The sequence below is a fragment of the Mycobacterium sp. IDUB_21 genome (assembly GCF_055419425.1).
This window is the reverse complement of sequence record NZ_JBVAXQ010000003.1, coordinates 86,377-110,255: the sequence shown is the minus strand read 5'-3', so window position 1 is coordinate 110,255 and position 23,879 is coordinate 86,377. Positions and strand designations below refer to the sequence as shown.

28 protein-coding genes are annotated in these 23,879 nt (G+C 68.3%); 11 read left to right on the top strand and 17 right to left on the bottom strand.

Annotated features, from left to right (window positions below; translation table 11 throughout):
• Positions 1-31: 31 nt before the first annotated feature.
• The 3 genes from ACZYY4_RS05815 to ACZYY4_RS05805 are packed head-to-tail and all read right to left on the bottom strand — an operon-like array spanning position 32 to position 2,908.
• Positions 32-1,201 (bottom strand): acyl-CoA dehydrogenase, encoded by a 1,170-nt coding sequence (locus ACZYY4_RS05815; protein WP_463808610.1) that lies wholly within the window; start codon positions 1,199-1,201, stop codon positions 32-34.
• 14 nt (positions 1,202-1,215) lie between these two features.
• Positions 1,216-1,722, bottom strand: a complete 507-nt coding sequence (purE, locus tag ACZYY4_RS05810) for a 5-(carboxyamino)imidazole ribonucleotide mutase (protein ID WP_463808608.1) — start codon at positions 1,720-1,722, stop codon at positions 1,216-1,218.
• Positions 1,715-2,908, bottom strand: coding sequence for a 5-(carboxyamino)imidazole ribonucleotide synthase (locus ACZYY4_RS05805; protein WP_463808607.1), 1,194 nt, complete (start codon positions 2,906-2,908; stop codon positions 1,715-1,717). The genes purE and ACZYY4_RS05805 overlap by 8 nt, the downstream gene beginning before the upstream one ends.
• Before the next feature lie 154 nt (positions 2,909-3,062).
• Here ACZYY4_RS05805 and ACZYY4_RS05800 point away from each other — a divergent pair, with 154 nt between their 5' ends.
• Positions 3,063-3,710, top strand: a complete 648-nt coding sequence (locus tag ACZYY4_RS05800; RefSeq protein ID WP_463808605.1) for a GtrA family protein — start codon at positions 3,063-3,065, stop codon at positions 3,708-3,710.
• Here ACZYY4_RS05800 and ACZYY4_RS05795 read toward each other — a convergent pair.
• Both ACZYY4_RS05795 and ACZYY4_RS05790 read right to left on the bottom strand, forming a co-directional pair.
• On the bottom strand, positions 3,674-4,183 hold the full coding sequence (locus ACZYY4_RS05795; protein WP_463808603.1) for a PH domain-containing protein: 510 nt from the start codon (positions 4,181-4,183) through the stop codon (positions 3,674-3,676). The two genes, ACZYY4_RS05800 and ACZYY4_RS05795, sit on opposite strands and share 37 nt — an antisense overlap.
• An 8-nt stretch (positions 4,184-4,191) precedes the next feature.
• Positions 4,192-5,067 (bottom strand): biotin--[acetyl-CoA-carboxylase] ligase, encoded by an 876-nt coding sequence (locus ACZYY4_RS05790; protein ID WP_463808602.1) that lies wholly within the window; start codon positions 5,065-5,067, stop codon positions 4,192-4,194.
• Between the two features lie 146 nt (positions 5,068-5,213).
• On the opposite strand from ACZYY4_RS05790, the gene ACZYY4_RS05785 reads away from it, so the two are divergent.
• Positions 5,214-6,119, top strand: coding sequence for an alpha/beta hydrolase (locus tag ACZYY4_RS05785; protein WP_463808601.1), 906 nt, complete (start codon positions 5,214-5,216; stop codon positions 6,117-6,119).
• A 17-nt stretch (positions 6,120-6,136) separates the two neighbouring features.
• Here ACZYY4_RS05785 and ligD read toward each other — a convergent pair whose 3' ends face one another.
• Positions 6,137-7,042 carry a non-homologous end-joining DNA ligase gene (gene ligD / locus ACZYY4_RS05780; RefSeq protein ID WP_463808599.1) on the bottom strand — a complete coding sequence of 302 codons (906 nt, stop codon included), beginning with the start codon at positions 7,040-7,042 and terminating at the stop codon, positions 6,137-6,139.
• 170 nt (positions 7,043-7,212) lie between these two features.
• On the opposite strand from ligD, the gene ACZYY4_RS05775 reads away from it, so the two are divergent.
• The 6 genes from ACZYY4_RS05775 to ACZYY4_RS05750 all read left to right on the top strand — a co-directional run bounded on the left by ACZYY4_RS05775 (position 7,213) and on the right by ACZYY4_RS05750 (position 13,238).
• Complete coding sequence (locus ACZYY4_RS05775) at positions 7,213-8,862, top strand: acyl-CoA carboxylase subunit beta (protein ID WP_463808598.1); 1,650 nt, start codon at positions 7,213-7,215, stop codon at positions 8,860-8,862.
• Between the two features lie 50 nt (positions 8,863-8,912).
• Positions 8,913-9,185 (top strand): acyl-CoA carboxylase subunit epsilon, encoded by a 273-nt coding sequence (locus tag ACZYY4_RS05770; protein ID WP_463808597.1) that lies wholly within the window; start codon positions 8,913-8,915, stop codon positions 9,183-9,185.
• A gap of 110 nt (positions 9,186-9,295) precedes the next feature.
• Positions 9,296-9,937 (top strand): Maf family protein, encoded by a 642-nt coding sequence (locus ACZYY4_RS05765; RefSeq protein ID WP_463808596.1) that lies wholly within the window; start codon positions 9,296-9,298, stop codon positions 9,935-9,937.
• Positions 9,938-10,027: 90 nt separating this feature from the next.
• The gene (locus ACZYY4_RS05760; protein WP_463808595.1) at positions 10,028-10,933 is read left to right on the top strand and encodes a sulfurtransferase; all 906 of its coding nucleotides are present in this window, start codon (positions 10,028-10,030) and stop codon (positions 10,931-10,933) included.
• Complete coding sequence (locus ACZYY4_RS05755) at positions 10,930-11,346, top strand: SufE family protein (RefSeq protein WP_463808593.1); 417 nt, start codon at positions 10,930-10,932, stop codon at positions 11,344-11,346. Before ACZYY4_RS05760 ends, ACZYY4_RS05755 begins: the two co-directional genes overlap by 4 nt.
• Positions 11,347-11,438: 92 nt before the next feature.
• The gene (locus ACZYY4_RS05750) at positions 11,439-13,238 is read left to right on the top strand and encodes an acetyl/propionyl/methylcrotonyl-CoA carboxylase subunit alpha (RefSeq protein WP_463808592.1); all 1,800 of its coding nucleotides are present in this window, start codon (positions 11,439-11,441) and stop codon (positions 13,236-13,238) included.
• Between the two features lie 89 nt (positions 13,239-13,327).
• Here the strand turns inward: ACZYY4_RS05750 and ACZYY4_RS05745 are convergent, their stop codons facing one another.
• Together ACZYY4_RS05745 and ACZYY4_RS05740 are read right to left on the bottom strand one after the other, a co-directional pair.
• On the bottom strand, positions 13,328-13,606 hold the full coding sequence (locus ACZYY4_RS05745) for a hypothetical protein (protein WP_463808591.1): 279 nt from the start codon (positions 13,604-13,606) through the stop codon (positions 13,328-13,330).
• A 61-nt stretch (positions 13,607-13,667) separates the two neighbouring features.
• A complete protein-coding gene (locus ACZYY4_RS05740) occupies positions 13,668-14,651 on the bottom strand; it encodes a TIGR03557 family F420-dependent LLM class oxidoreductase (RefSeq protein WP_463808590.1) in 984 nt (327 codons plus the stop codon).
• Between the two features lie 91 nt (positions 14,652-14,742).
• Between ACZYY4_RS05740 and ACZYY4_RS05735 the strand changes: the two genes are divergently transcribed.
• The gene (locus ACZYY4_RS05735; RefSeq protein ID WP_463808589.1) at positions 14,743-15,750 is read left to right on the top strand and encodes an iron-containing redox enzyme family protein; all 1,008 of its coding nucleotides are present in this window, start codon (positions 14,743-14,745) and stop codon (positions 15,748-15,750) included.
• Between the two features lie 191 nt (positions 15,751-15,941).
• The gene (locus tag ACZYY4_RS05730; RefSeq protein ID WP_463808587.1) at positions 15,942-16,379 is read left to right on the top strand and encodes an STAS domain-containing protein; all 438 of its coding nucleotides are present in this window, start codon (positions 15,942-15,944) and stop codon (positions 16,377-16,379) included.
• Between the two features lie 2 nt (positions 16,380-16,381).
• On the opposite strand, the gene ACZYY4_RS05725 is transcribed toward ACZYY4_RS05730, so the two are convergent.
• Positions 16,382-18,502 (bottom strand): catalase, encoded by a 2,121-nt coding sequence (locus ACZYY4_RS05725; protein WP_463808586.1) that lies wholly within the window; start codon positions 18,500-18,502, stop codon positions 16,382-16,384.
• An 81-nt stretch (positions 18,503-18,583) separates the two neighbouring features.
• Between ACZYY4_RS05725 and ACZYY4_RS05720 the strand changes: the two genes are divergently transcribed.
• A complete protein-coding gene (locus tag ACZYY4_RS05720; RefSeq protein WP_463808585.1) occupies positions 18,584-19,282 on the top strand; it encodes an HAD family hydrolase in 699 nt (232 codons plus the stop codon).
• Positions 19,283-19,292: 10 nt separating this feature from the next.
• Here ACZYY4_RS05720 and ACZYY4_RS05715 read toward each other — a convergent pair whose 3' ends face one another.
• Genes ACZYY4_RS05715 through ACZYY4_RS05680 form a run of 8 tightly spaced genes read right to left on the bottom strand, consistent with a single transcriptional unit; the run spans position 19,293 to position 23,844 of the window.
• On the bottom strand, positions 19,293-21,065 hold the full coding sequence (locus tag ACZYY4_RS05715; protein WP_463808584.1) for a complex I subunit 5 family protein: 1,773 nt from the start codon (positions 21,063-21,065) through the stop codon (positions 19,293-19,295).
• Between the two features lie 6 nt (positions 21,066-21,071).
• A complete protein-coding gene (locus ACZYY4_RS05710; RefSeq protein ID WP_463808582.1) occupies positions 21,072-21,428 on the bottom strand; it encodes a sodium:proton antiporter in 357 nt (118 codons plus the stop codon).
• 7 nt (positions 21,429-21,435) lie between these two features.
• A complete protein-coding gene (locus ACZYY4_RS05705; protein ID WP_463808581.1) occupies positions 21,436-22,179 on the bottom strand; it encodes an MnhB domain-containing protein in 744 nt (247 codons plus the stop codon).
• Positions 22,176-22,427, bottom strand: coding sequence for a Na(+)/H(+) antiporter subunit B (locus tag ACZYY4_RS05700; RefSeq protein ID WP_463808579.1), 252 nt, complete (start codon positions 22,425-22,427; stop codon positions 22,176-22,178). The genes ACZYY4_RS05705 and ACZYY4_RS05700 overlap by 4 nt, the downstream gene beginning before the upstream one ends.
• Positions 22,424-22,717, bottom strand: a complete 294-nt coding sequence (locus ACZYY4_RS05695; protein ID WP_463808578.1) for a monovalent cation/H(+) antiporter subunit G — start codon at positions 22,715-22,717, stop codon at positions 22,424-22,426. The genes ACZYY4_RS05700 and ACZYY4_RS05695 overlap by 4 nt, the downstream gene beginning before the upstream one ends.
• Positions 22,714-22,968 carry an MrpF/PhaF family protein gene (locus ACZYY4_RS05690; RefSeq protein ID WP_463808576.1) on the bottom strand — a complete coding sequence of 85 codons (255 nt, stop codon included), beginning with the start codon at positions 22,966-22,968 and terminating at the stop codon, positions 22,714-22,716. The genes ACZYY4_RS05695 and ACZYY4_RS05690 overlap by 4 nt, the downstream gene beginning before the upstream one ends.
• Entirely contained in the window at positions 22,965-23,447 is a 483-nt protein-coding gene (locus ACZYY4_RS05685; RefSeq protein ID WP_463808575.1) for a Na+/H+ antiporter subunit E, read from the bottom strand. The genes ACZYY4_RS05690 and ACZYY4_RS05685 overlap by 4 nt, the downstream gene beginning before the upstream one ends.
• Complete coding sequence (locus tag ACZYY4_RS05680; RefSeq protein WP_463808573.1) at positions 23,431-23,844, bottom strand: ChaB family protein; 414 nt, start codon at positions 23,842-23,844, stop codon at positions 23,431-23,433. The genes ACZYY4_RS05685 and ACZYY4_RS05680 overlap by 17 nt, the downstream gene beginning before the upstream one ends.
• Positions 23,845-23,879: the final 35 nt, after the last annotated feature.

Below are 23,879 nucleotides of genomic sequence, written 5' to 3'. Positions count from 1 at the left end.
CATGCAATCTCGCGGAAGTGCCGAGTAGACCTCAGCGCAGCAGGTGCCGGCTCATCACTACTCGCTGGATCTGGTTGGTGCCCTCGTAGATCTGGGTGATCTTGGCGTCGCGCATCATCCGCTCGACGGGGAAGTCGGTGGTGTAGCCGGCCCCGCCGAACAGTTGCACGGCATCGGTGGTGACCTCCATGGCCACATCGGAGGCGAAGCACTTGGAGGCCGCGGAGATGAAGCCCAGCCCGGTCTCACCGCGCTCGGCACGCGCCGCGGCGGAGTAGACCATCAGCCGGGCGGCCTCCAGCTTCATCGCCATGTCGGCGAGCATGAACTGCACACCCTGGAAAGTGCTGATGTTCTTGCCGAACTGCTTGCGGTCCTTGGTGTAGTCGATCGCCGCGTCCAGGGCGCCCTGCGCGATGCCGACGGCCTGGGCGCCGATGGTCGGGCGGGTGTGGTCCAGGGTGCGCAGCGCGGTCTTGAATCCGGTACCGGGCTCGCCGATGATCCGGTCGCCGGGGATGCGGCAGTTCTCGAAGTACAACTCGGTGGTCGGTGAACCCTTGATGCCGAGCTTGTGCTCCTTGGGACCGATGGTGAAGCCTTCGTCATCGACGTGCACCATGAATGCCGAGATGCCGTTGGCGTCCAGGTCGGGGTCGGTCACCGCCATCACCGTGTACCAGCTGGACCTGCCGCCGTTGGTGATCCAGCACTTGGACCCGTTGAGGATCCAGTCATCCCCGTCGGCCTTGGCGCGGGTGCGCATCGCCGCGGCGTCACTGCCGGCCTCCCGCTCGCTCAAGGCGTAGGAGGCCATCACCTCACCGGACGCCAGGCCCGGCAGCACCTGCCGCTTCAACTCGTCGGAGCCCGACAGGATCAGGCCCATGGTGCCCAGCTTGTTCACCGCCGGAATCAGCGACGAGGAGGCACACACCCGGGCCACCTCTTCGATCACGATGCAGGCCGCCACCGAGTCCGCGCCCTGCCCGCCGTACTCCTCGGGCACGTGGACAGCGTTGAACCCCGAAGCGTTCAGGGCGGTCAGCGCTTCTTCGGGGAAGCGCGCCTTCTCGTCCACCTCCTTGGCGTAAGGAGCGATCTCCTTCTCGGCCAACGCGCGGATCGCTGCCCGCAGCTCGTCGTGCTCCTCGGGGAGTTTGAACAGGTCAAACGACGGATTTCCGGCCCACCCAGCCATCACAGCCTCCTAAATTACTCGCCGGTAACTTTACCCTGAAGCGCCGCGTCCTTCGCAAGTACGGTGTCGGCCAGCTGATCCTGGAACGCCACCATCCGAGCCCGCAATCCGGCGTCGGCGGAGCCCAGGATGCGTACTGCCAGCAAACCCGCGTTGCGCGCGCCGCCGATAGAAACGGTGGCCACCGGCACCCCGGCCGGCATCTGCACGATCGACAGCAACGAATCCAGCCCGTCCAGGCGGGCCAGCGGGACCGGCACACCGATCACCGGCAGCGGTGTGGCCGAAGCCACCATGCCGGGCAGGTGCGCGGCACCGCCGGCGCCGGCGATGATCACCTCGATCCCGCGGCCGGCGGCGTCGCGGGCGTAGTCGAACATCCGCTGCGGGGTGCGGTGCGCCGAGACCACCCCGACCTCGAACGGGACGTCGAATTCGGCCAGCGCCATGGCCGCGTCCTCCATCACCGACCAGTCGCTGTCACTGCCCATGATCACGCCGACCCGGGGGCTGTTAGCCATGTGCATCCCATCCGTCTGACATCTCGCGCCACACACCGTGCGACAACCAGTGTGCCGCGCTTTCGGCCCGCTCACGCAGCTTCGCCGACGCGGTCGCGTCGTCACCGAGCAGGTTGACGTGCCCGATCTTGCGGCCGGGCCGCTCGTCCTTGCCGTACAGGTGCACGTGCGCGTCGGGATAGCGGGCGAACAGGTGGTGCAGTCGCTCGTCCATCGTCATCGCCGGCGGCTGTGGTGCGCCGAGCACATTGGCCATCACGGTCACCGCGGCCACCGGAGTCGTGGCGCCCAGCGGATAGTCCAATACCGCGCGCAGATGCTGCTCGAACTGGCTGGTAGCTGCGCCGTCCATGGTCCAGTGTCCGGAATTGTGCGGTCGCATCGCCAGCTCGTTGACCAGCAACTCGCCGTCGGTGGTCTCGAACAGCTCGACGGCCAGCACCCCGACCACGCCCAGCTCCTCGGCTAGCCGAAGCGCCAATTGCTGTGCGGCAGAAGATGATTCGTCGGACAGTTCGGGGGCCGGCGCGATGACCGTCACGCAGATCCCGTCTTCCTGCACCGTCTGGACCACCGGCCACGCCGCGCCCTGGCCGAACGGCGACCGGGCGACCAGCGCCGAGAGTTCCCGCCGCATCGCGACCCGCTCTTCGGCCAGCACCGGCACCCCGGAGGCCAGATAGTCGGCGGCGGCGGCACGAGCCGCAGCCACGTCGTCGACGATCGACACCCCACGCCCGTCGTAACCGCCCCGGGTCGCCTTCACCACCATCGGGCCACCGGTGAGCGCGGCGAACTCGTCGAGGGCGGCAATGTTCTCGGGGGCCTCGATCGCGACGAACCGCGGCACCGGAGCCCCCAGCGCCGCCAGCCTGCGACGCATCACCAGTTTGTCCTGGGCGTGCAGCAGCGCTGCCGGCGGCGGCGCCACATTGATCCCCTCGGCGACCAGCTTGTCCAGCAGCTCCCCCGGGACGTGCTCGTGGTCGAAGGTGAGCACCGTGGCCCCGGCAGCGGCGCGGCGCAGGTCGTCGAGGTCGGTGTGCGAGCCGATCACCACATCGGGAGTGACCTGGGCCGCCGGCTCGTCCGCCGCGGCCGCCAGCACCCGCAGCCGCTGGCCGAGCGCGATCGCGGCCTGGTGGGTCATCCGGGCCAGCTGACCGCCACCGACCATGGCGACCAAGGGGCTCCCACTTACGGGGCCATCGGCGGGCGACGGCGTCGAAGCTGGAGGCTCGGAGGGCGCAGGCACGGGCAATATCGTGTCACGTCGGCCCGTGGACGCCGTTATCCAGTCATTAGGCGCAGGTGAGCCAAAGTCCGTACACTGGCAAATTGTGTCTTTTACCGACGCCACGATCGCCCGCCTGCCGCGGGCGATCCGGCCGCTGGCCGAGCGCCACCATGAGTTGATCAAGTTCGCCATTGTCGGCGCGACCACATTCGTCATCGACTCAGCGCTGTTCTACACGCTCAAGCTGACGATTCTGTCGCCGAAGCCGGTCACCGCCAAGGTCATCTCCGGAATCGTCGCGGTGATCGCCTCCTACATCCTCAACCGCGAGTGGAGCTTCAAGGACCGGGGCGGCCGGGAGCGCCACCACGAGGCATTGCTGTTCTTCGGGGTCAGCGGGGTCGGCGTGCTGCTGTCGATGGCGCCGTTGTGGTTCTCCAGCTATGTCCTGCAGTTGCGGGCGCCGATGGTGTCGCTGACCATGGAGAACCTCGCCGACTTCGTCTCGGCCTACATCATCGGCAACCTGCTGCAGATGGCGTTCCGGTTCTGGGCGTTCCGGCGCTGGGTCTTCCCCGACGAGTTCGCGCGCAGCACCGACGCCGCGCTGGACGCGACGATCGAGACCGGCGCGCTCGCCGAGGCGATCGAGGACTCACTGGAGGGCGGTCCGGACACCGGTGTGGTGACCCTGTTCCGGCGCCCCGCTCGGCGTCAGCCCCCAGCGGGCGGGTTGTCGAAGACTTCCTGATAGAGCAGCCTGTGGACCTGTTCCACGCGCGGGATGTCGTAGAACTCCAGCGGTTCTTGTGACGCCGACTCGATGATCAGCGTCCCGGTTCGCAACATCCGGTCGACGAGCCCGTGGACGAACTCCACGTGAGAGATCCGCGCCAGCGCGATGTCGATGCCGCTGCGGGTCAGCAACCCGTACCGGTACATCACGCGCCGATCGGTGACGACGAAATGCGTGGTCAGCCAGTTCAGGAACGGCCAGAGTGCCAGCCAGCCGACCACCACCAGCCAAATCGCCCAGATCACCCCGAAGACCACGTTTTTGGCATTGGGGTCCCAGGCCCGTGGGTTGACGATCCCCGATGCGAACCCCGCGCAGGCCGTCGCCAGCAGCAGGGCCAGTATTGCGCCGATCAGGCGTTTGACGTGCGGATGGCGGTGCAGCACCACCTGTTCGTCCTCGGCCAGCACGTTCTCCGGATAACCCACGGGAAGTCCTAGTTGCCGTCTTCGTTCGGCGGTCCCAGCTTCGCCTCGACTCCGTCGAGCCTTGCTGAACCGCCGGTCGGCCGCAGCCGCGTGACGTCGCCGGCCGACACGGTGACCGTCTCATTCCCGGTGTTGATGACGAGCCGGCCGGCGTCGTCGATGGCCTCGGCGAGGCCCTCGACTCGCCGGTCGCCGGGCATGTCGGCGCGTACCCGGGCGCCCAGGGTGCAGCTGTGCCGGCGGTAGTCCGCCGCCAGCGCCTCGTCCGCCCCGCCAGCCGCACGCCACGCCGCGATTCGGGCCGCGAGGTGCCGAAGTATCTTGTCTGCCCAGATGTTTCGGTCGATCACCGAGGCGCCGAGCATGGCCAACGAGACCGCCGCCGGATCCGGCGCCTCCTGGGCGGTCATGGTCACGTTCAGGCCGAGTCCGACCACGATGAGCTGCTTGGGCGCGGCCACCTCGGCGAGGATGCCGGCCAGCTTGCCGTCGCCCACGATGACGTCATTGGGCCACTTCAAGCCGACCTGCAGCCCTGAGGCCTCGGCAAGCGCATCGGCCACCGCGACGCCGGTCGCCAGTGTCAGCCAGCCCCATCCCGATGTCGGCACCATGTCGGCGGCGACCCCGACCGACAATGCCAGCTGGCTGCGTGCCGGCGCCACCCAGTGCCGGCCGTGCCGTCCGCGGCCAGCCGTCTGGTGTTCGGCCAGCAGCAGCGCGCCGTCGATGTCCTCGCCCGCCGCGGAGCGGGCCAACAGATCGGCGTTGGTGGAACCTGTCTCGGCGACCATGTCCAATGCGCGCCACGCTTGGCCGGGTCCAACCAGCCGGTCTCGCAGAACGGTTGCGTCGAGCGGTGATCGGGGCTGCTGAACATCCATTTCGCCAGCCTAGGGCCGGTGCTGTCGCCGCGCCGGTTGAAACGCCCGACCGCGGGGTATTCACACACCGTGGAGGAGCTGATCGGGTGATCACCGGGGGGTTGAACAGGCGAATTCACCGTCGTCACAGCGCACAATCGGTTGCGGTGTCGCTGGCCAGCCGGTTCGTCGTCAAGAATGTGGTGCGCGCGTGGGCCATGCGGCCGGACCTGGCGTGGCCGTTCGCATCGGTTGACCGGTTTGCCGGCTGGGCACCCTACCGGCCGCCTGTATGCGTTGAACGTCTCCAGCTGGGTTCCTGTGTCGCCGAACGGGTTCAGGGTTCCCGGACGGCGTCGCAGCGGGCGATCCTGTATCTGCACGGCGGTGCATTCCTGACGTGTGGCCTGAATACCCACCGCTCCCTGGTGGCACGGCTGTCCCTGGCCGCCGACGCGTGCGTCCTCAACATCGATTACCGAATGTTGCCCGCGCACCGGATATCCGACGCGATCGAAGACGGTCTGAGCGGGCTGTGCTGGCTGATCCGTCGCGGCTACGACCCAGAACAGATCGTGATCGCCGGCGACTCGGCCGGTGGATATCTCGCCTTCATGACAACCTTGGCCGCTCTGCAATCCGAATTGACGAAACCTGCTGGCATAGCAGTGGTTTCACCCTTCACCGATGCCGATCCGACGGCGAAGTTGCGGCACCGCAACGCTGACCGGTGCGCGATGTTCCCGCGCGGAGCGCTACCGACGTTCACCCGCTATCTCCGCCGGGCCCAAGTTGTCTCCCCGGTGGATGCCGACCTGACGGCACTGCCACCGGTCACCATCCACGCCAGCTCCGACGAACTGCTGCTGCCCGACGCCGAGGTCATGGCGCAGCGGCTGGAGGCCGCCGGCGTCCCGTGCGATCTGCATCTGTGGGACGGCCAGATTCACGACTTTCCCCTAGCGGCCGACGTGCTCCCCGAAGGTCGGCGGGCGATCCGCTACATCGGTGACTTCGTCAAGGAAGTCACCGATGTCATCGAACCGCCCGAACCCAATAAGACCGCCGCCTGACGCCAGAGCGCCCAGCTTCATGCACCCAGCTTCGCCAGACGATTCCGCAGCGGCGCCAGAGCGCATGCGTGCCGATACATGTCGGCCCATGGGTCGCCGCGTTCGGACATCCGGTTGGGCACGCCGCGCAGGGTGAACCCGTCCGGTCGCATGCCGGGCACGTCGAGTTCGTCCCATTCCAATGGGGTGGCCACCGGCGCACCGGGGCGAGCCCGTACCGCGTACGGCGCTACCGCCGTCTGCCCGTAGGCGTTCCGCATGACGTCCACATACAGCCTGCCGTCGCGGCCGCTCTTGCGGATTTCGCAGGCCCGATGCAGCGGGTCGTCGTCGACGACGAGGCCGGCGATGGCGCGGGCGAACTCCCGAGCGGTATCGAAATCGGCGCTGCCACACAGCGGTGCGACGACGTGCAGGCCGCGAGAACCCGTCGTCTGCACGTAGGCCGTCATACCCAGCTCCTGGAGCACGTCGGCCACCGCCCGCGCGGTGGCCCGGACCACGGCGAAGTCGTCGTCGGCCGGGTCCAGATCGAACACCAGTCGATCGGGTTCTTCCAACTGCGGCCGGCGGGACAACCAGGCGTGCAGCGTGACGCAGTCCTGGTTGGCCGCCCATACCAGCGCCTCGTCCCGCGCCGCCACCGGATGCGTGACGCTGCCCTTTCCGGACTTCCTGGCGACCTCGACCCGGTCCATCCAGTCCGGCAGTGACGCGGCGAAGTTCTGCTGGATGAACCCTTCCTCCTCGATGCCGCCGGGAAAGCGGGTCAGCGTGAGCGGACGGCCGTCCAGATGCGGGATCATCACCGGCGCCAGTTCGGCGTAGTAGTCGATCAGGTTGCCCTTGGTGATCGCTTCGTGGGTGGCGGAGGCCGGGAAGAGCACCCGGTCCGGGTGAGTGATCGCGACGTTGGGCTTCATACCAGCCGCGTACCCGCTGGCACCGAGGCGATAAACCGAACGCTGTGAGCCTCCACTGCTGGAGTGCCAGCGATTTTGGTTTCGGCTCGTCGCATGAGGTGAACACGCCGAAGTGGGCCTAGGCGGGTCCGGTCGGGCGATCCGATCGCCCGCGATTAAGATCATTTCTTATGACAGTTAGTGAGCACTCCGGGGAGCCCGCCGTAGAAGCCCGAGGTGAGCATGTCGTCGACATCCACACCACCGCAGGCAAGCTTGCCGACCTCAAGCGCCGGACCGAGGAGACCCTGCATCCGGTCGGTGAGGCCGCAGTCGAGAGGGTGCACGCCAAGGGCAAGCTGACCGCCCGCGAGCGCATCCTCGCCCTGCTGGACGAGGGCTCGTTCGTCGAACTCGACGCGCTGGCCAAGCACCGCAGCACCAACTTCGGCCTGGCCGAGAAACGGCCGCTCGGCGACGGCGTGGTCACCGGCTACGGCACCATCGACGGCCGCGAGGTCTGCATCTTCAGCCAAGACGCCACCGTGTTCGGCGGCAGCCTCGGCGAGGTCTACGGCGAGAAGATCGTCAAGGTCCAGGAGCTGGCCATGAAGACCGGCCGGCCGCTGATCGGGATCAACGACGGCGCCGGTGCCCGCATCCAGGAGGGTGTGGTCTCGCTGGGCCTCTACAGCAAGATCTTCCACAACAACATCCGCGCCTCCGGGGTGATCCCGCAGATCTCGCTGATCATGGGCGCGGCCGCCGGCGGTCACGTGTACTCCCCCGCCCTGACCGACTTCATTGTGATGGTCGACCAGACCAGCCAGATGTTCATCACCGGCCCGGACGTGATCAAGACCGTCACCGGCGAGGACGTCACCCAGGAGGAGCTGGGCGGTGCGCACACCCACATGGGCAAGTCCGGCACCGCGCACTACGTCGCCTCCGGCGAGCAGGACGCCTTCGAGTACGTGCGCGACCTGCTGAGCTACCTGCCGCCGAACAACTACGCCGACCCGCCGCGCTACCCGGTGCCGGTTGCGGACGGCGCGATCGAGGACAACCTCACCGACGAGGACGTTGAGCTGGACACGCTGATCCCGGACTCGCCGAACCAGCCGTACGACATGCACGAGGTGATCACCCGGATCCTCGACGACGACGAGTTCCTCGAGGTGCAGTCCGGTTACGCGCAGAACATCATCATCGGGTTCGGCCGCGTCGAGGGGCGCACGGTCGGCATCGTGGCAAACCAGCCCACCCAGTTCGCCGGCTGCCTGGACATCAACGCCTCGGAGAAGGCCGCGCGGTTCATTCGGACCTGCGACTGCTTCAACATCCCGATCGTGCTGCTGGTCGACGTGCCCGGCTTCCTGCCCGGCACCGAGCAGGAATACAACGGCATCATCCGGCGCGGTGCCAAGCTGCTCTACGCCTACGGTGAGGCCACCGTCGCCAAGATCACCGTCATCACCCGCAAGGCCTACGGCGGCGCGTACTGCGTGATGGGTTCCAAGGAGATGGGCGCCGACGTGAACGTGGCCTGGCCGACAGCCCAGATCGCGGTCATGGGCGCCTCCGGCGCGGTCGGTTTCGTCTACCGCTCTCAACTCTCCGAGGCCGCTAAGAAGGGCGAGGATGTGGACGCGCTTCGCCTGCAACTTCAGCAGGAATACGAGGACACCTTGGTGAACCCGTACGTCGCCGCCGAGCGCGGCTACGTCGACGCGGTGATCCCCCCGTCGCACACTCGCGGCTACATCGCGACGTCGCTGCGGCTGCTGGAACGCAAGATCGTCCAGCCGCTGCCCAAGAAGCACGGGAACATTCCCCTGTGAGCGGAACGAGCGGAGAGAGCGCAGCGAATGACGCGAGCAGTGAAGGCGCCGTGAGCCCGGTCGAGGGTGACGAAGCCGAGGCGACCACCCCGGCGGTGGAGACTCCCACGGCCGCCGAGCCGCACATCCGGGTGCTCAAGGGCAATCCCACCGACGCTGAGATCGCGGCACTGGTCACCGTCCTCGGCACGGCCGGCGGCGGCGCAACCGAAACCGGCACGGGCGACCGCAACCTTTGGGGGCACCCGGTCGACAAACTCCGTTTTCCGCTGTTCAGCTGGCAGCGGATCACGCTGCTGGAACGCACTCACATGCGCCGGTGACGAGGCAGAGCGCCAGCGATGCGGAGAATATCCGGCGCCATCAAGCACCGCCGGTGACGAGGCAGAGCGCCAGCGATGCGGAGGATATCCGGCGCCATCAAGCACCGCCGGTGACGAGGTTCGTCCTGGGATCTGCTTCACCAGGTCGGCTCGGTGTGCTGCGCGGCGCCGGAATCGATCCGCTGGTGGTGGTCTCCGGTGTCGACGAGGACGCCGTGATCGCCCGCCTGGCAACGGATGTCGGCCCGGGCGAGGTAACCGGCGCCCTGGCTGCCGCCAAGGCTGAGCAGGTCGCGCAGGTTCTGCCGACCCCAATCAGCGCCGATTGCGTTGTGATCGGCTGTGATTCGATGCTCTACATCGACGGCGAGTTGTGCGGCAAGCCGCCGACGGTCGACGACGCCCGCGCCAAATGGCAGACAATGGCCGGACGAGAGGGAAAGCTCTACACCGGGCATAGCCTGATTCGGTTACGCGACAACGTGATCACCGAACACATCACCGAAACTGCTGTCACCACAGTGCGTTTCGGCGTGCCCCCAGAAGCCGACTTGGAGGCCTACCTGGCCAGCGGCGAGCCGCTGCGGGTCGCCGGCGGGTTCACCCTGGACGGTCTGGGCGGCTGGTTCGTCGACGGCGTGGACGGCGACCCCTCGAGCGTGGTCGGCATCAGCCTGCCGATGCTTCGCCGGCTGCTGGCCGGGGTGGGACTCTCGATCGCGCAGTTGTGGACAGCCAACCCGGTGGCCTGATCCGCGGACGCTCGTCGGCGGCTTCACACCGCGGACGGCAGGGGATCCGCCGCCCACAACGCTGCGGGCCCGCACGGTAGGCTCGATGACGTGCCAGTGCCTGCCGATTCCAGTCCCGCCCTGCAGTCCTACGCCCACCCGGAGCGGTTGGTGACCGCCGATTGGCTCGCGGGGAACCTCGGCAAACCCGGTCTCGTCGTGGTGGAGTCCGACGAGGACGTGCTGCTCTACGACGTCGGCCACATCCCCGGCGCGGTGAAGATCGACTGGGTCACCGACCTCAACGACGCGCCGGTCCGCGACTACATCACCGGTGAGCAGTTCGCCGACCTGATGAACCGCAAGGGCATCTCCCGCGACGACACCGTGGTGATCTACGGCGACAAGTCCAACTGGTGGGCCGCGTACGCGCTGTGGGTGTTCACCCTGTTCGGCCATGAAGACGTGCGACTGCTCGACGGCGGGCGCGACCTGTGGGTGTCCTCGGGCCGCGAGACCACCCTGGATGTGCCGTCGAAGACCACCACCGGCTACCCGGTGGTGCAGCGCAACGACGCGCCGATCCGCGCGTACAAGGAAGACGTGCTGGAGATCATCGGCACAACACCACTGATCGATGTCCGCTCGCCGCAGGAGTACACCGGCGAACGGACCCACATGCCGGACTACCCGGAGGAGGGTGTGCTGCGCGGCGGCCACATCCCCACCGCTGTCTCCATCCCGTGGAGCAAGGCGGCCGACGACGCCGGCAGGTTCCGCAAGCGTGAAGAATTGGAACAGCTGTACGGCTTTCTCAAGCCCGAGGATCGTCCGGTCGCGTATTGCCGCATCGGGGAACGGTCCAGTCACACCTGGTTCGTGCTGACCCACCTGCTCGGCATGGAGGGGGTCCGCAATTACGACGGCTCCTGGACCGAGTGGGGCAATACCGTGCGGGTGCCCATCGTCGACGGCTCCGAGCCGGGACAGGCGCCGGGATCCGCAGCGGGCCGATGAGTCTGCCTGACGGCCTGGCACAGGTGGTCTCGGACTTCTCAGAGGTCGAAGGCCAGGACAAGCTCACGCTGCTGCTGGAATTCGCCGACGAACTTCCCGACCTGCCCGAGGACCTGGCCGAATCGGCGATGGAGCCGGTGCCGGAGTGCCAGTCGCCGTTGTTCCTACATGTCGACGCCACCGACCGGCAACGGGTGCGGCTGTACTTCAGCGCGCCCCCGGAAGCGCCGACCACGCGCGGGTTCGCCTCGATCTGGGCCGCGGGCCTCGACGGGCAGTCCGCCGACGTCATTCTCGGCGTGCCGGAGGACTTCGCCTCCAGTCTGGGCCTGGCGAAGCTGATCAGCCCGCTGAGACTGCGCGGGATGTCGGCCATGCTGACCCGGATCAAGCGGCGGTTACGCGCGGCCTGAGGGGCACCTGGAACAGGTTCGGCGGTCGCGCTTTACACTGCCTGAAGCTAGATTCTTAAAGACCTTTCTTAAAGATGCCGTCAGGAGGGCAAGTGGCGAACCATGCCAGCACGAAGATCTCCAAGGTGCTCGTCGCCAATCGCGGGGAGATCGCAGTCCGGGTGATCCGCGCCGCCCGCGACGCCGGCTTGCCCAGCGTGGCGGTGTACGCCGAGCCCGACGCCGACGCGCCGCACGTCCGGCTGGCCGACGAGGCGTTCGCCCTGGGCGGGCAGACGTCGGCCGAGTCGTACCTGGTGTTCGAGAAGATCTTGGCGGCCGCGGCGCAGTCGGGTGCCAACGCGATCCACCCCGGCTACGGCTTCCTTTCGGAGAACGCAGACTTCGCGCAGGCCGTGCTCGACGCCGGGCTGATCTGGATCGGGCCGAGCCCGCAGTCCATCCGCGATCTCGGTGACAAGGTCACCGCCCGCCACATCGCCGCGCGCGCCAAGGCGCCGCTGGTGCCCGGCACCCCGGACCCGGTCAAGAACGCCGACGAGGTGGTCGCCTTCGCCAAGGAGTACGGCGTGCCGGTGGCGATCAAAGCCGCGTTCGGCGGCGGCGGTCGCGGCATGAAGGTGGCCCGCACCCTCGAGGAGATCCCCGAGCTGTTCGATTCGGCCACCCGCGAGGCGATCTCGGCGTTCGGCCGCGGTGAGTGCTTCGTGGAGCGCTACCTGGACAAGCCCCGCCACGTCGAGGCCCAGGTCATCGCCGACCAGCACGGCAACGTCGTCGTCGCGGGCACCCGGGACTGCTCGCTGCAGCGCCGCTTCCAGAAGCTGGTCGAGGAGGCCCCGGCGCCGTTCCTGACCGACGCACAGCGCAAGGAGATCCACGAGTCCGCCAAGCGGATCTGCAAGGAGGCCGGCTACTACGGCGCCGGCACCGTGGAGTACCTGGTCGGCCAGGACGGCCTGATCTCCTTCCTGGAGGTCAACACCCGCCTGCAGGTGGAGCACCCGGTCACCGAGGAGACCTCGGGCATCGACCTGGTGCGTGAGCAGTTCCGCATCGCCAACGGCGAGACGCTGGACCTCACCGAGGACCCCGAGCCGCGCGGACACTCGATCGAGTTCCGGATCAACGGTGAGGACGCCGGCCGCGGCTTCCTGCCGGCCCCCGGCCCGGTCACCCGTTTCGACCCGCCGACCGGCCCCGGTATCCGGATGGACTCCGGCGTGGAGACCGGTTCGGTGATCGGCGGCCAGTTCGACTCGATGTTGGCCAAGCTGATCGTCACCGGCGCGACCCGCACCGAGGCGCTGGAGCGCGCCCGGCGTGCCCTGGACGAGTTCCACGTCGAGGGGCTGGCCACGGTCATCCCGTTCGACCGTGTGGTGGTGCGCGACCCGGCATTCATCGGCGATGAGAACGGCTTCACCGTGCACACCCGCTGGATCGAGACCGAGTTCGACAACACCATCGAGCCCTTCACCGGTGGGGAGCCCCTCGACGAGGAAGACGCCCAGCCGCGGCAGAAGGTGGTCGTCGAGGTCGGCGGCCGGCGCCTGGAGGTGTCACTGCCGGGCGACCTGGCGCTGGGCGGCGGCGGTGCCGGCGGCGCGGCTGCCGGAGCCATCCGGAAGAAGCCGAAGGCCCGCAAGCGTGGCGCGCATGGCGGCGCAGCGGCGTCCGGTGACGCGGTGACGGCACCGATGCAGGGCACCGTGGTGAAGGTGGCTGTCGAGGAAGGCCAGGAGGTTGCCGCAGGTGACCTGGTCGTCGTCCTGGAGGCCATGAAGATGGAGAACCCGGTCACCGCGCACAAGGACGGCACCATCACCGGCCTGGCGGCGGAGGCCGGATCGGCCATCACCCAGGGCACGGTGCTCTGCGAGATCAAGTAGACCAAGTAGTCAGTGCGATCGGCCCGTGGCAGCTTCGGATGCCGCGGGCCGACGTACGCACAGGTGCTCCGGCTCGATGCCGGCGCGGGCTAGGTTTGGCGCCGACGGTGGTTAGCGGTGCTGGCGCTGCGGTTTCGTCCGATGAAAATCCAGGCCAGACCCCCGAAGGCCAGCACTAGGGCCAGGATCCCGAACGCCAGAGACCAGCCGCCGGCGTGCAGCGCGGCGGCGCTCATGAAGCCCACCAGTGCCAGCGCCGCCATCAACAGCATGGCCAGGCCCGGCGCCTCACGGCGGTCCTTGAACACCATCCCGGCCCGCGGCTGGGTCGTGCGCGCCTCATCGATGGGGTGCTCGGTCTCACTCATGAGCCTGCAGATACCCGCCGCGGTCTCCTTCGAAACCCTCAGCGCTGATGGCGGCGACCTGCTACGCCGCCTCGCGCAGCGCGGCCAGCAGCGGTTCGGCGGCCTCTTTGAGGAATGCCTCCTGCGAGTCCCCGCCGATCTGGATGAGCGCGATGTCGGTGAAACCGGCGTCCCGGTAGGCGCGCACCGCATCGACGATCGGGTCCAGATCCGGGCCGCACGCGATGGCGTCTGCCACGTCCTGCGGCTTCACGAACTGGGTGGCCGCAGCGAACGCCGCCGGCGTCGGCAGCTCGGAGTTGACCAGCCAGCCGCCGCCGAACCAGCGGAACTGCTGGTGGGCGCGTTGCACCGCGGTGTCGCGGTCGGGGTCCCAGCACACCGGAAGCTGTCCGATGACCCGGCCGGCCGCCAGCCCGGATGCCTGACGTGCGGTGTGCCAGGCGTGCACCAGGTCCGGGTCGGGCTGCACCGCGATCAGGTCGTCGGCGGCGGTGGCGAATCTGTCGATGCCCTTCTCGCCCGACATCGCGACGGCCAGTGCGACCGGGATCTCCGGCAGGTCCCACAGCCGCGCCTGGTCGACTCGGAAGTAGTCGCCGCGCAGATTGACCGTGTCCCCCATCAGCAGCTCGCGGATGATCTTGATCGCTTCGCCGAGCATGGCCTGCCTGCGGCGGACGTTCGGCCAGCCGGCGCCGGTGACGATGTGCTCGTTGAGGTTCTCCCCGCTGCCCAGGCCCAGCGTGAACCGGCCGTCGGCCAGGATCTGCACGGTGGCCGCCTGCTGCGCCACCACCGCCGGGTGGTAGCGCATGGTCGGGCAGGTCACATACGAGCACAGCCCCACCTGCTCGGTGGCCTGCGCGACCGCCCCCAAGACCGACCAGGCGTTGGGCGCGTGGCCCTGCGACGCCAGCCACGGTGAGAAGTGGTCGCTGCACACCTCGAAGTCGAAACCTCGCTCTTCAGCGGAGACGGCATAACGGACAAGGTTTTTGGGCCCGCTCTGCTCGGTCATCAGGGTGTAGCCGAACCGTGTCATGACCTCCGGGTACCCAACGGCCGACCGCCGAAACGGAGCCCGCACGTTCGGCCGCCGTTTGGCCGACCCCGCCCGCGGGGTACCCGCGGGCGTGACCATTGCACCTGCTCGGGCCGAGCCCGGGCTGCCTATCGCGTGCGGACCGCTGTCGGCAGCGGTCTGCGGGCTGCTGCGCCGGCCTGCGGGCGCAACCGACGGCTTCGCTGCCCCGACCGCCGGCGCCGACCCGTATGGCCGGGATCTGCAGCTGGCCCTGTACGTCTGCTACGAGCTGCACTACCGCGGCTTCGCCGGAGTGGATCCGGACTGGGAATGGGATGCCACCTTATTGGAACTGCGCTCGCGACTTGAGCGCGCATTCCTCGATAGTGTTCGGCGGGACGTCGGAACGATACCGCCGGACACCACCGCCGAGGACGAAATGGACACGGCGGCAACCGAGCCCGTGCACGGCAGCGGTCCCTCGTGGTACCTGCGCGATCACGGCACCTGGGAGCAGGCTCGCGAGTACTTCGTGCACCGGTCGCTGTATCACCTCAAGGAGGGTGATCCGCACGCCTGGGCGATCCCGCGGCTGACCGGCCAGGCCAAGGCTTCTTTCGTCGCGGTGGAGTTCGACGAGTACGGCGCCGGCCGGGGTGAACGGGTGCACCAGCAGCTCTTCGCCGACCTGCTCACCGCTGCCGGCTTGAGCGCCGAATACCTCGCCTACCTCGACGTTGTTCCCGCTGAGTCGCTCGCGGTGGTGAACCTGATGTCGCTGTTCGGGCTGCACCGCCGTTGGCGGGGCGCGGCCGTCGGGCATTTCGCCTCGACCGAGATCACCTCCCCGCCCGGATCAAGCCGCCTGGTGGCGGCGCTGCGACGGATGGGTGCCCCGGAGCCGTGCCTGGCTTTCTACGCCGAGCACGTCGAGGCCGACGCGGTCCACGAGCAGGTGGTGCGCACCGACGTGGTCGGCGACCTGATACGCCACGCACCGCAACTGGAGGCCGACGTGGTGTTCGGCATGCGCGCATATGACGCGGTGGAGAACCGACTGGCCGATCTCATGATGACGGCCTGGTCAGCAGGGGGATCTTCACTACTCGCAATGTGAAAGTTAAAGTTTCACTAGGATTTTGCGGAATTTATCGCTCATCTCTTTACCAATCGAAGCGGGCGTCGGTAACGTCTGATTCCTCCGGTTGAGTTCACAGCCGTCATTGAACGTCACCGTGTCTATGCAGGTCGGGAAACTGCGCTGACGTTATCCAACAGCACGATTCGTCGACTGATGGAGTCACAATAATGACTACCAGCAAGATTGCCGAGACCGCTTTCGCCACTCCTGCAACCGAAGCCACCCAGGCCTGGCGGAATCACACCGCCAAGTTCACCGTGCACTGGGGCCGGGCCGGAGCAGTGGTCGCAGCGGACGGGGAGATCGACGCAGCCAACGCCGGACCGTTCGCTGACTACGCCCGACGCTGCGCCGACTGCTGCGAATGGCTGATCCTGGACTTGGCCCAGTTGACCTTTATCGGCACCGTCGGATTTACGGCCCTTCAATCGATCGGCGCGCGGTGCACGACCGCGCGCACCCGGCTGATGGTGATACCGAGCCCGGCGTTGTCCAGAGTGCTACGGATCTGCGACCCGCAGTCGCGCCTTCCGCTGGTGGCGTCGCTGGCTGACGCCCTGGCCGACGTGCAGAAGTCCGGCCGGCCGCTGCGCGCGGTGCCCTGAATCTAGGCGGGCACCGCGTCGGCAGACCGATCCCAGGCGCGGTGCTTGGCCAGCTCGGCGGCGAAGGCATCGAAGAAGTCCTCGTCCAAGTCGCCCGCCGCCGCAGTGGTGGTGACCACGCCGGTCGAGACGGTGACGGTGTTGTCGGCGCTGTCGGAGGCCAGCTGTTCGGCGATTCCGGCTTTGGGTAGCAGCTCGACGCCCGCCCCGAAGGCCGCCACCGTTTTGAGGTGCTTGTAGGCCTCGGTGATGAAATGCATGGCGTAGCCGTCCGCAGCCAGCGTCTTCATCGCCTCGGGCCCGCACGGCACCACCACCGCGTCATAGAGCACCGACGCCATCGTGGTGACGGCCCGATCGACTGCGAGCCGCCCACCTGATCCGCCCTCCAGTTCCCCGCCGGCGATCGGCGCCAGGACCTCGGCGGTGGCGCCGCGCTGCCGCATCGCCTCGACGAACCGCTGCGTGCCCTCCACGTCGACACCGTCGGCGGCCAGTACCGCGATCTTGCGGCTCTCGATGCTCTCGTTCGCGGTGTTGAGCTGTGACAGCGCCGGTGACACCACCGCCTCGTCGACGGGTTGCTCGCTCGGGACCGGTAGGCCCAGCTTCTCTGCCAACTGCCGCGCCAGGTCGTGGTCGATCAGATTCAGTTGCTCGACGACGCGTTGACGGATCTCGATGGTCTCGCACTTGCCCAGTTCGAACGCGTACGCGGCGACGATGTGCTTGGCCTCCGGTTCGGACATGCTCTTCCAGAACATCCGCGCCTGGCTGTAGTGGTTCTCGAAGCTGGCGGCACGCTTGCGGATCTTGTCACCGTCCACTTTCTGGGTGTAGTGCCGGAACACGCCCTCGTCTACCCCCGAACCGCCCAACGCCGGGCAGCCACCGCCCACCGAGTTCTTGGAGTAGCTGGACTTGCCGGCCGGGATGCCGATCTGGCCGTAGCCGTCGTGTTGGTTGGTGTGCACCGGCGCCACCGGCCGGTTGACCGGCAGCTGCGCGAAGTTCGGTCCGCCGAGCCGGATCAACTGGGTGTCCAGGTAGGAGAAGTTGCGGAACTGCAGCAATGGGTCATTGGTGAAGTCGATACCCGGCACCACATTGGCGGTGTGGAAGGCCACCTGTTCGGTTTCGGCGAAGAAGTTGTCCGGGTTGCGGTTGAGCACCATCTTGCCCACCGGACGTACCGGAACCTGTTCTTCGGGAATGAGCTTCGTGGCGTCCAACAGGTCGAAATCGAAATTGAACTCGTCGCTTTCGGCCACCAATTGCACACCGAGCTCCCACTCCGGGTACTGGCCGGCCTCGATCGCGTCCCACAGGTCCCGCCGATTGAAGTCGGGATCCTTTCCGGCGACCTTCTGGCATTCGTCCCAGATCAGCGAGTGCACGCCGAGCTTGGGCTTCCAGTGGAACTTCACAAAGGTGCCCTGCCCCTGCGCGTTGACGAAGCGGAAGGTGTGCACGCCGAAGCCCTGCATCATCCGGTAGCTGCGCGGCAAGGCGCGGTCCGACATCAGCCACATGATGGTGTGCAGCGTCTCCGGCTGCAGCGACACGAAGTCCCACAGCGTGTCGTGGGCGGACTGGGCCTGCGGAATCTCGTTGTCCGGTTCGGGCTTCACCGCGTGCACGAGGTCGGGGAACTTGATCCCGTCCTGGATGAAGAACACCGGGAAGTTGTTGCCCACCAGGTCGTAATTGCCCGCCTCGGTGTAGAACTTGGTGGCGAACCCGCGCACGTCGCGCACGGTGTCGGCCGAACCGCGAGAGCCGGCCACCGTCGAGAACCGCACGAACAACGGGGTTTTGGTGCCCGGCGTGGTCAGAAACCGTGCCGCGGTGTATTCGGCGAGCCAGTCGTCGTAGGGCTCGAAATAGCCGTAAGCACCCGCCCCGCGGGCGTGCACCACCCGCTCCGGGATCCGCTCGTGATCGAAATGGGTGATCTTCTCCCGGGCGTGGAAGTCCTCCAGCAAGGTCGGCCCGCGCTCCCCGACGCTCAGTGCATCGTCGGTGTGGTCTACCCGGACCCCCTGCTGGGTCGTCAGATATCCGGACTGCCGGTCGAACCGGTAGTCGTCGAGCTGTCGCTGCTTGGGGTCGTCGGTAGTCACCGCTTGTCCTCTCGTCGGCGCATTGGGAATTCCTTGCGTGGGTATCCCAGCCGGAACATCCGCAAACGGAGAGGAAGAGCCGTGGCCATATCGGCTGTGTTGTTCGACGTCGACGGCACCCTGGTCGATTCGAACTACCTGCATGTGCACGCGTGGCGGCGTGCGTTCGCCGAGCTGCGCATCGAGGTGGAGTCCTGGCGCATCCACCGCGCCATCGGAATGGACGGGTCCGCGCTGGTGCGGCTGCTGTCCGACCAATCCCCCGACCAAGCGCCCGACCACGTCCGCCAGCGGCTCAAGGACCTGCACTCGCGCTACTACCTGCAGACGACGGCGCTGCTGTCGCGGTTGCCGGGCGCCCGGCAGCTGCTGGAACGCGTGGCCGCCCTCGACCTCTCGGTGGTGCTGGCCACCTCGGCGCCCGAGGATGAGTTGACGATATTGCGCAAGGTACTCGACTGCGACGACCTGATCACCGCGGTCACGTCGTCCGCCGACGTCGACGTCGCCAAACCGGACCCGGACATCATCGCGGTCGCCCTGGACCGGGTCGGCGCAACGGCCGAGCGGGCGGTTTTCGTGGGCGACGCGGTCTGGGACGTGCAGGCGTGCGTGCGCGCCGGACTGCCGAGCGTCGGTGTGCTCAGCGGCGGCATATCCCGTGCCGAACTGGAAACGGCAGGCGCCGCGGGCGTTTTCGACAACGCCGAGGACCTCCTGGCACACCTCGATCAGACACCGATCGCAGACCTGGCCGACGGTCGCGCCGGACGGCGATGAGGCCGCGTTCCTATGACGTTCCGACGGCGGCGGCGAGCGCCGCCAGTGCAGCGAACATCCAGGCCAGGTAGTCGCCGATGTGACCGGAATGCGCGGCGCGCAACGCACGCAGTACCGGCGCAGTGACAGCGGCGGCGGTGCGGCGCACCCCCGGACGCCAGCGGTGCAGGCCGGCGGCCGCCACTCCCACCGCCGCGAGGCAACCGAGGACGCCCAGCACGGCGCCGAGCACCGACCAACCGGGTGCCGCGGCGGCGGCACCGGCGTCGACGAAACGCCGGGCCGCGGTATCGGCGCCGTGCGCGAACCCGGGCAGCACGCCGGCGGCCAGACAACCGGACAGCAGCAGCCCGATCGCCGTGTACATGCTGGGCGGTGTCCGCCGCAGCCAGGTGTCGGGCTCCTCATCGCCTCGGGTTCTGCGCCCGGCCGCCGCATCGTCGGTCGGCTCGCTGCGGCCGCCGAGCCCGGTGAAACAGCGGATGCCGGCCCGCAGCACCGCACCGGCGGTGAGCGCCGAAACCCCCAGGAACAGTGCCGATCCCCACGCACTGCCGACGGCCTCCTCGCACAGGGATTTGCCCAGCGCGGTACCGAACGGCGGCAGGCCGGCCAGTGCCACCGTCGCAACGAGATAGCAGGCCGCCAGCACCGGCTGTCCCCGGCCCCGGCCCACCAACTCCCACTCGTCGACACTGTGGTGACGGTCCAGCAGGATCCCGACGATCAGGAACAGCGCCGACTTGGCTCCGGCGTGACCGACCAGGTACACCGCCGCGCCGCCCACACCCGGCGAGCTCAACGTCGCGGTGGCCACCAGCGCCAACCCCATGTGGCCGATCGTCGAGTAGGCCAGCAGGCGCTTGAGGTGCCGCTGCAGCACGCACATGACAGAGCCGGTGACCGCGGTCAGCACACCTGCCGCCATCAGCGCGCGGCTCAGCGCGGCCGGTGGCAGCACTCCGGCGAACACCTCCCAGTACACCCGCCACAGCCCGTAGAGGCCCAGTTCGACCATGACCCCGGAGAACAGCACGCACACCCCGGCGGGCGCGACGGCGTGCGCGTCGGCCAGCCAGAAGTGCAGCGGCACGATCGCGGCCTTGACCAGCAGCGCCGCGGACACCAGCACGAAGGCGGTCACTACCAGGGCGTCGGATGGGCCGTCCCGCAACGCCGCACCCAGCTGGGCCATGCCCAGCTGGCCGACTCGGGCGTAGAGCACGCTGATGCCGATCAGGGTCAGGCAGGCGCTGAGCGACTGGATGATCCCGAAGTTGTGCGCGCCCTGGATCGCCGACCGGTCCTCGATCTTGAGGCCGGTCAGCGCGTAGGCGACCGCACCCATCAACTCGAGGAAGACGAAAAGGTTGAACAGGTCCGCAGCCATGACGAAGCCGTTCATCGCCGCCAGGAAGATCAGCAGCAGGGCGTCGAAACGGGGACCGGCTTCATCGAGTCCGCGGCGACTGTACAGCGCCGCGCATCCGGTCAGTGCGCCGATCAGCACCGCCAGTCCCGCCGACAGCGGATCGGCCGCCAGGGCGATACCGACTGCCAGTCCGCCGGGTGGACGCCAGTCGCCCATCCAGACCAGCACGGTGCGCCCGGCTGCCGCGGCCAGCACGCAGCCCGCGGCGCCGGTGGAGGCCGCGGACACGGTCACCACCACCGCGTTGGCGAGCGGCCTGGGCAGTCGCCGGCCCAGCGCCAGCAGCAGGCATGCCGTCAGGATCGGCACCGCGACCAGCAGCGGCAGCAGGACGGCAGCGGCGGCCGGCACGGCGCCTCAGCCCCGCAGCGCGGACAACTGATCCGGGTCCAGAGTGTGGTGGCGCTTGTGGACCTGGATGGCCAACGCCAGCAGCAGCGCGGTGACGGTGGCCTGAATGACGATGTCGGTCAGCGTCATCGCCTGCACCACCGGGTCGACCACCGCAGCCTGCTGGCCGGAGGCGGCCGGGGCATCGACGAAGATCGGGGGCGCCGCGCCACGCTGGTAGCCGACCGCCAGCAGCAGCAGATAGGTACCGGCTTGGGCCACAGACAGACACACCACCGCGTGAATCAGATTGCGGCTGCGCACGATTCCGAACGAGCCGATCAGCACCAGCCAGCCCGCCACGCCGTACACGTACCCGCTCATGTGCCGCTCACAACTTCTCCCCCCGCGGGGCGACGGTGATCTCTTGGGCCAGGAACTGCGCCAGCAACACCGTCATGCCGCACGCCACCGCCACACCGACCGCCGCGTTGAGCAGCGGTACCGTCCCGCCGGACAGCAGCTGACCGGCTGTGCCGGTGGGCAACACGTTGGCCAGGAACGCACCGCCGGTGAGCAACCCGGCGATCCCGATTCCGGCGAATGCCGCCGCGCCCAAGGTCTCTCCGATATCGAAGGCGTTGACCGGCCGCAGCCGGTCCAGCGCCCGGAAGCTTCCGGTGATGTAGAGCAGGTGCAGGCCGGCGGCCAGCACCACACCGCCCTGGAATCCGCCGCCCGGTGTCAGATGCCCGTGCACCACCACGTCGAGGCCCACCGCCAGGGTCACCGGCAGCAGCAGGTAGCCGACCAACCGGGTGGCGTCCAGCGCGGCGCTGCGGTCGCTCGCGTGGTACTCGCGCTCCTCGACCGCCGGACGCAGCAGGGCCATCACACCGGTCACCGAAGCGATCAGGATGGTCTCCTCGCCGAAGGTGTCCAGGGCGCGCAGGTCGAAGTTCACCGACGCGACCACGTTGGCGGTGGCGTGCGTAAATGCTTCTCGCACGGCAAGATCCCGGTACAGATGGTGGCCCTGCCCGAACGCGGGCAGCTCGGCGAACCCCAGCCACAGCAGCAGCCCCACGCCGGCCGCACCCGCGAGGAACAGTGCTGTGCGCCCCGCGCGGGTCATCGGCCGATCTCCCGGTGCCGGCGCTGCACCGTGCGGACGGTGAGCATGACCATCAGCGGCACCACCACGCCACCGATCAGCAACTGGGACAACGCCACATCGGGCGCCTGCAGCACCACGAACAATACGGTCAGAGCCAACCCGAACACCGCCAGCATGATCGCCTGCCGTTGCGGATCAGCGGTCAGGGCGACGACGGTCCCGGTGACGCCGACCAGCGTGACCGAGACCAGGAGCAGCGCGGTCATGGCGGTGAATCTGCTTCCGACACACCGGCTTCCTGGGCGGTCAGCCGGGCGGTGGCCGCCGACATCGCCGGTGCGGTGAGCAACACCAGCGCGACGGTCACCGCTACCATCGCCGACGCTTCGGTCCAGCCCCGATGCAGGATCAGGCCCAGCCCGGTCAGCGGAAAGCCCACCGAGTTGGTCACGGTGAGCAGGTGCAGCTGGTCGACCACATCGTGCAGCACGGCCGCCCCCAGCGCGCAGCAGGCCATCACCGCCACACCGGCCACGACCAGGATCCAGGCGATCACGGTTCGCCCGCCAACAGTCGGGCGTAAACCAGGGTTCCCGGGAAGGTGACCAGCGCCAACACCAACGGCACGATCAGGCCCCAGTCCTGGCCCCAGGAGACGATCAGCACCATCAGCATCGCGATGACACCGACCCCGGCGAACTCCAGACCGACCAGACGCCGCCGGGGAGCGCCGCGCGCCGCCATCCAGACGCCCGGCAGGAACACGCCGCCCTGCAGCATCAGCGCGGCCAGCTCCCCCGAACTCATTGCCGCACCGCCGTCTCGAGCGCGCCCGGGCGCGGGCCGACCCGGTGCACCAGCACCGACTGCGCCGCACTGTCGAGCACGACTGTCCCCGGCGTCGTTGCCAATACCAGCGTTGCGGCGGCCCGCCGGGCCGCCGCAACCGGCGCCGGCTCGGCCGGCAACGCCAGCCGGGTGATCGCCGAACGGGACCGCCGCGACGGCACCAGGACGTAAGCCCAGACCTGCGCCGTCTGCGTCACCAGTTCGGCGGCGACCCTGGGCAACCAGCGCAGCCATCCGAGCCGGAACTGCCAGCTACCGTCGTTGGCGCGGCGCGCCGCGCGGGCGACGACCGCGCACGGCAACGTGCACACCCCCGCCGCCAGCAGTTCCTGGGCGGTGCGCTCGGTCAGCGTCACCACCCATACGCCGGCGGCGACCAGCCACCACAGCAGCGTCTCGCCGACCGCGCCCGCTACCCGGCTACCGGCCGCGGACACGGCGGTTGTGCTTCTTGATCGCCGTGACCAGTTCCGCTTTGCGCATCGTCGATCGGCCGTGAATGTCCAGTCGGCGTGCGACATCCAGCAGGTGCTGCTTGCTGGCGTTGGCGTCGACGCCCTCTGCGGAGCGCGCCGAATTGTTCAGACCGCCGCGGGTCGCGCGCTTGTCGGAGGGGCCGGGTTTCTTCTTGGCCACCCAGTGATCCCCGACCTTCTCGAAACTGTGCTTGAGCGCCGCATAGGCGACCCGGTGCGCGCGCTGCTCGCTGCCGTACTCCTTGGCGGCGGCGTCGTGCGCCTTGGCGAAGGTGCGCTGCGCCTTGGCGCTGGAGCGTTGCAGAGTGCTGGGCAACTCGCCTTGCTTGGCGGCGCCGCTCTTCGTCGTCTTGGGCATGAGACCTCCAATCAGCGACTGCAGTCCGGTCTGCA

Coding starts and splice junctions, on each gene's coding strand:
- purE (WP_463808608.1), bottom strand. CDS start 1,722: ATGGCTAACAGCCCCCGGGTCGGCGTGATCATGGGCAGTGACAGCGAC.
- ACZYY4_RS05755 (WP_463808593.1), top strand. CDS start 10,930: ATGAGTCTGCCTGACGGCCTGGCACAGGTGGTCTCGGACTTCTCAGAG.
- ACZYY4_RS05680 (WP_463808573.1), bottom strand. CDS start 23,844: ATGCCCAAGACGACGAAGAGCGGCGCCGCCAAGCAAGGCGAGTTGCCC.
- ligD (WP_463808599.1), bottom strand. CDS start 7,042: ATGAAGCCCAACGTCGCGATCACTCACCCGGACCGGGTGCTCTTCCCG.
- ACZYY4_RS05790 (WP_463808602.1), bottom strand. CDS start 5,067: ATGGATGTTCAGCAGCCCCGATCACCGCTCGACGCAACCGTTCTGCGA.
- ACZYY4_RS05775 (WP_463808598.1), top strand. CDS start 7,213: ATGACAGTTAGTGAGCACTCCGGGGAGCCCGCCGTAGAAGCCCGAGGT.
- ACZYY4_RS05745 (WP_463808591.1), bottom strand. CDS start 13,606: ATGAGTGAGACCGAGCACCCCATCGATGAGGCGCGCACGACCCAGCCG.
- ACZYY4_RS05710 (WP_463808582.1), bottom strand. CDS start 21,428: ATGAGCGGGTACGTGTACGGCGTGGCGGGCTGGCTGGTGCTGATCGGC.
- ACZYY4_RS05700 (WP_463808579.1), bottom strand. CDS start 22,427: ATGACCGCGCTGCTCCTGGTCTCGGTCACGCTGGTCGGCGTCACCGGG.
- ACZYY4_RS05740 (WP_463808590.1), bottom strand. CDS start 14,651: ATGACACGGTTCGGCTACACCCTGATGACCGAGCAGAGCGGGCCCAAA.
- ACZYY4_RS05690 (WP_463808576.1), bottom strand. CDS start 22,968: ATGAGTTCGGGGGAGCTGGCCGCGCTGATGCTGCAGGGCGGCGTGTTC.
- ACZYY4_RS05705 (WP_463808581.1), bottom strand. CDS start 22,179: ATGACCCGCGCGGGGCGCACAGCACTGTTCCTCGCGGGTGCGGCCGGC.
- ACZYY4_RS05730 (WP_463808587.1), top strand. CDS start 15,942: ATGACTACCAGCAAGATTGCCGAGACCGCTTTCGCCACTCCTGCAACC.
- ACZYY4_RS05815 (WP_463808610.1), bottom strand. CDS start 1,201: ATGGCTGGGTGGGCCGGAAATCCGTCGTTTGACCTGTTCAAACTCCCC.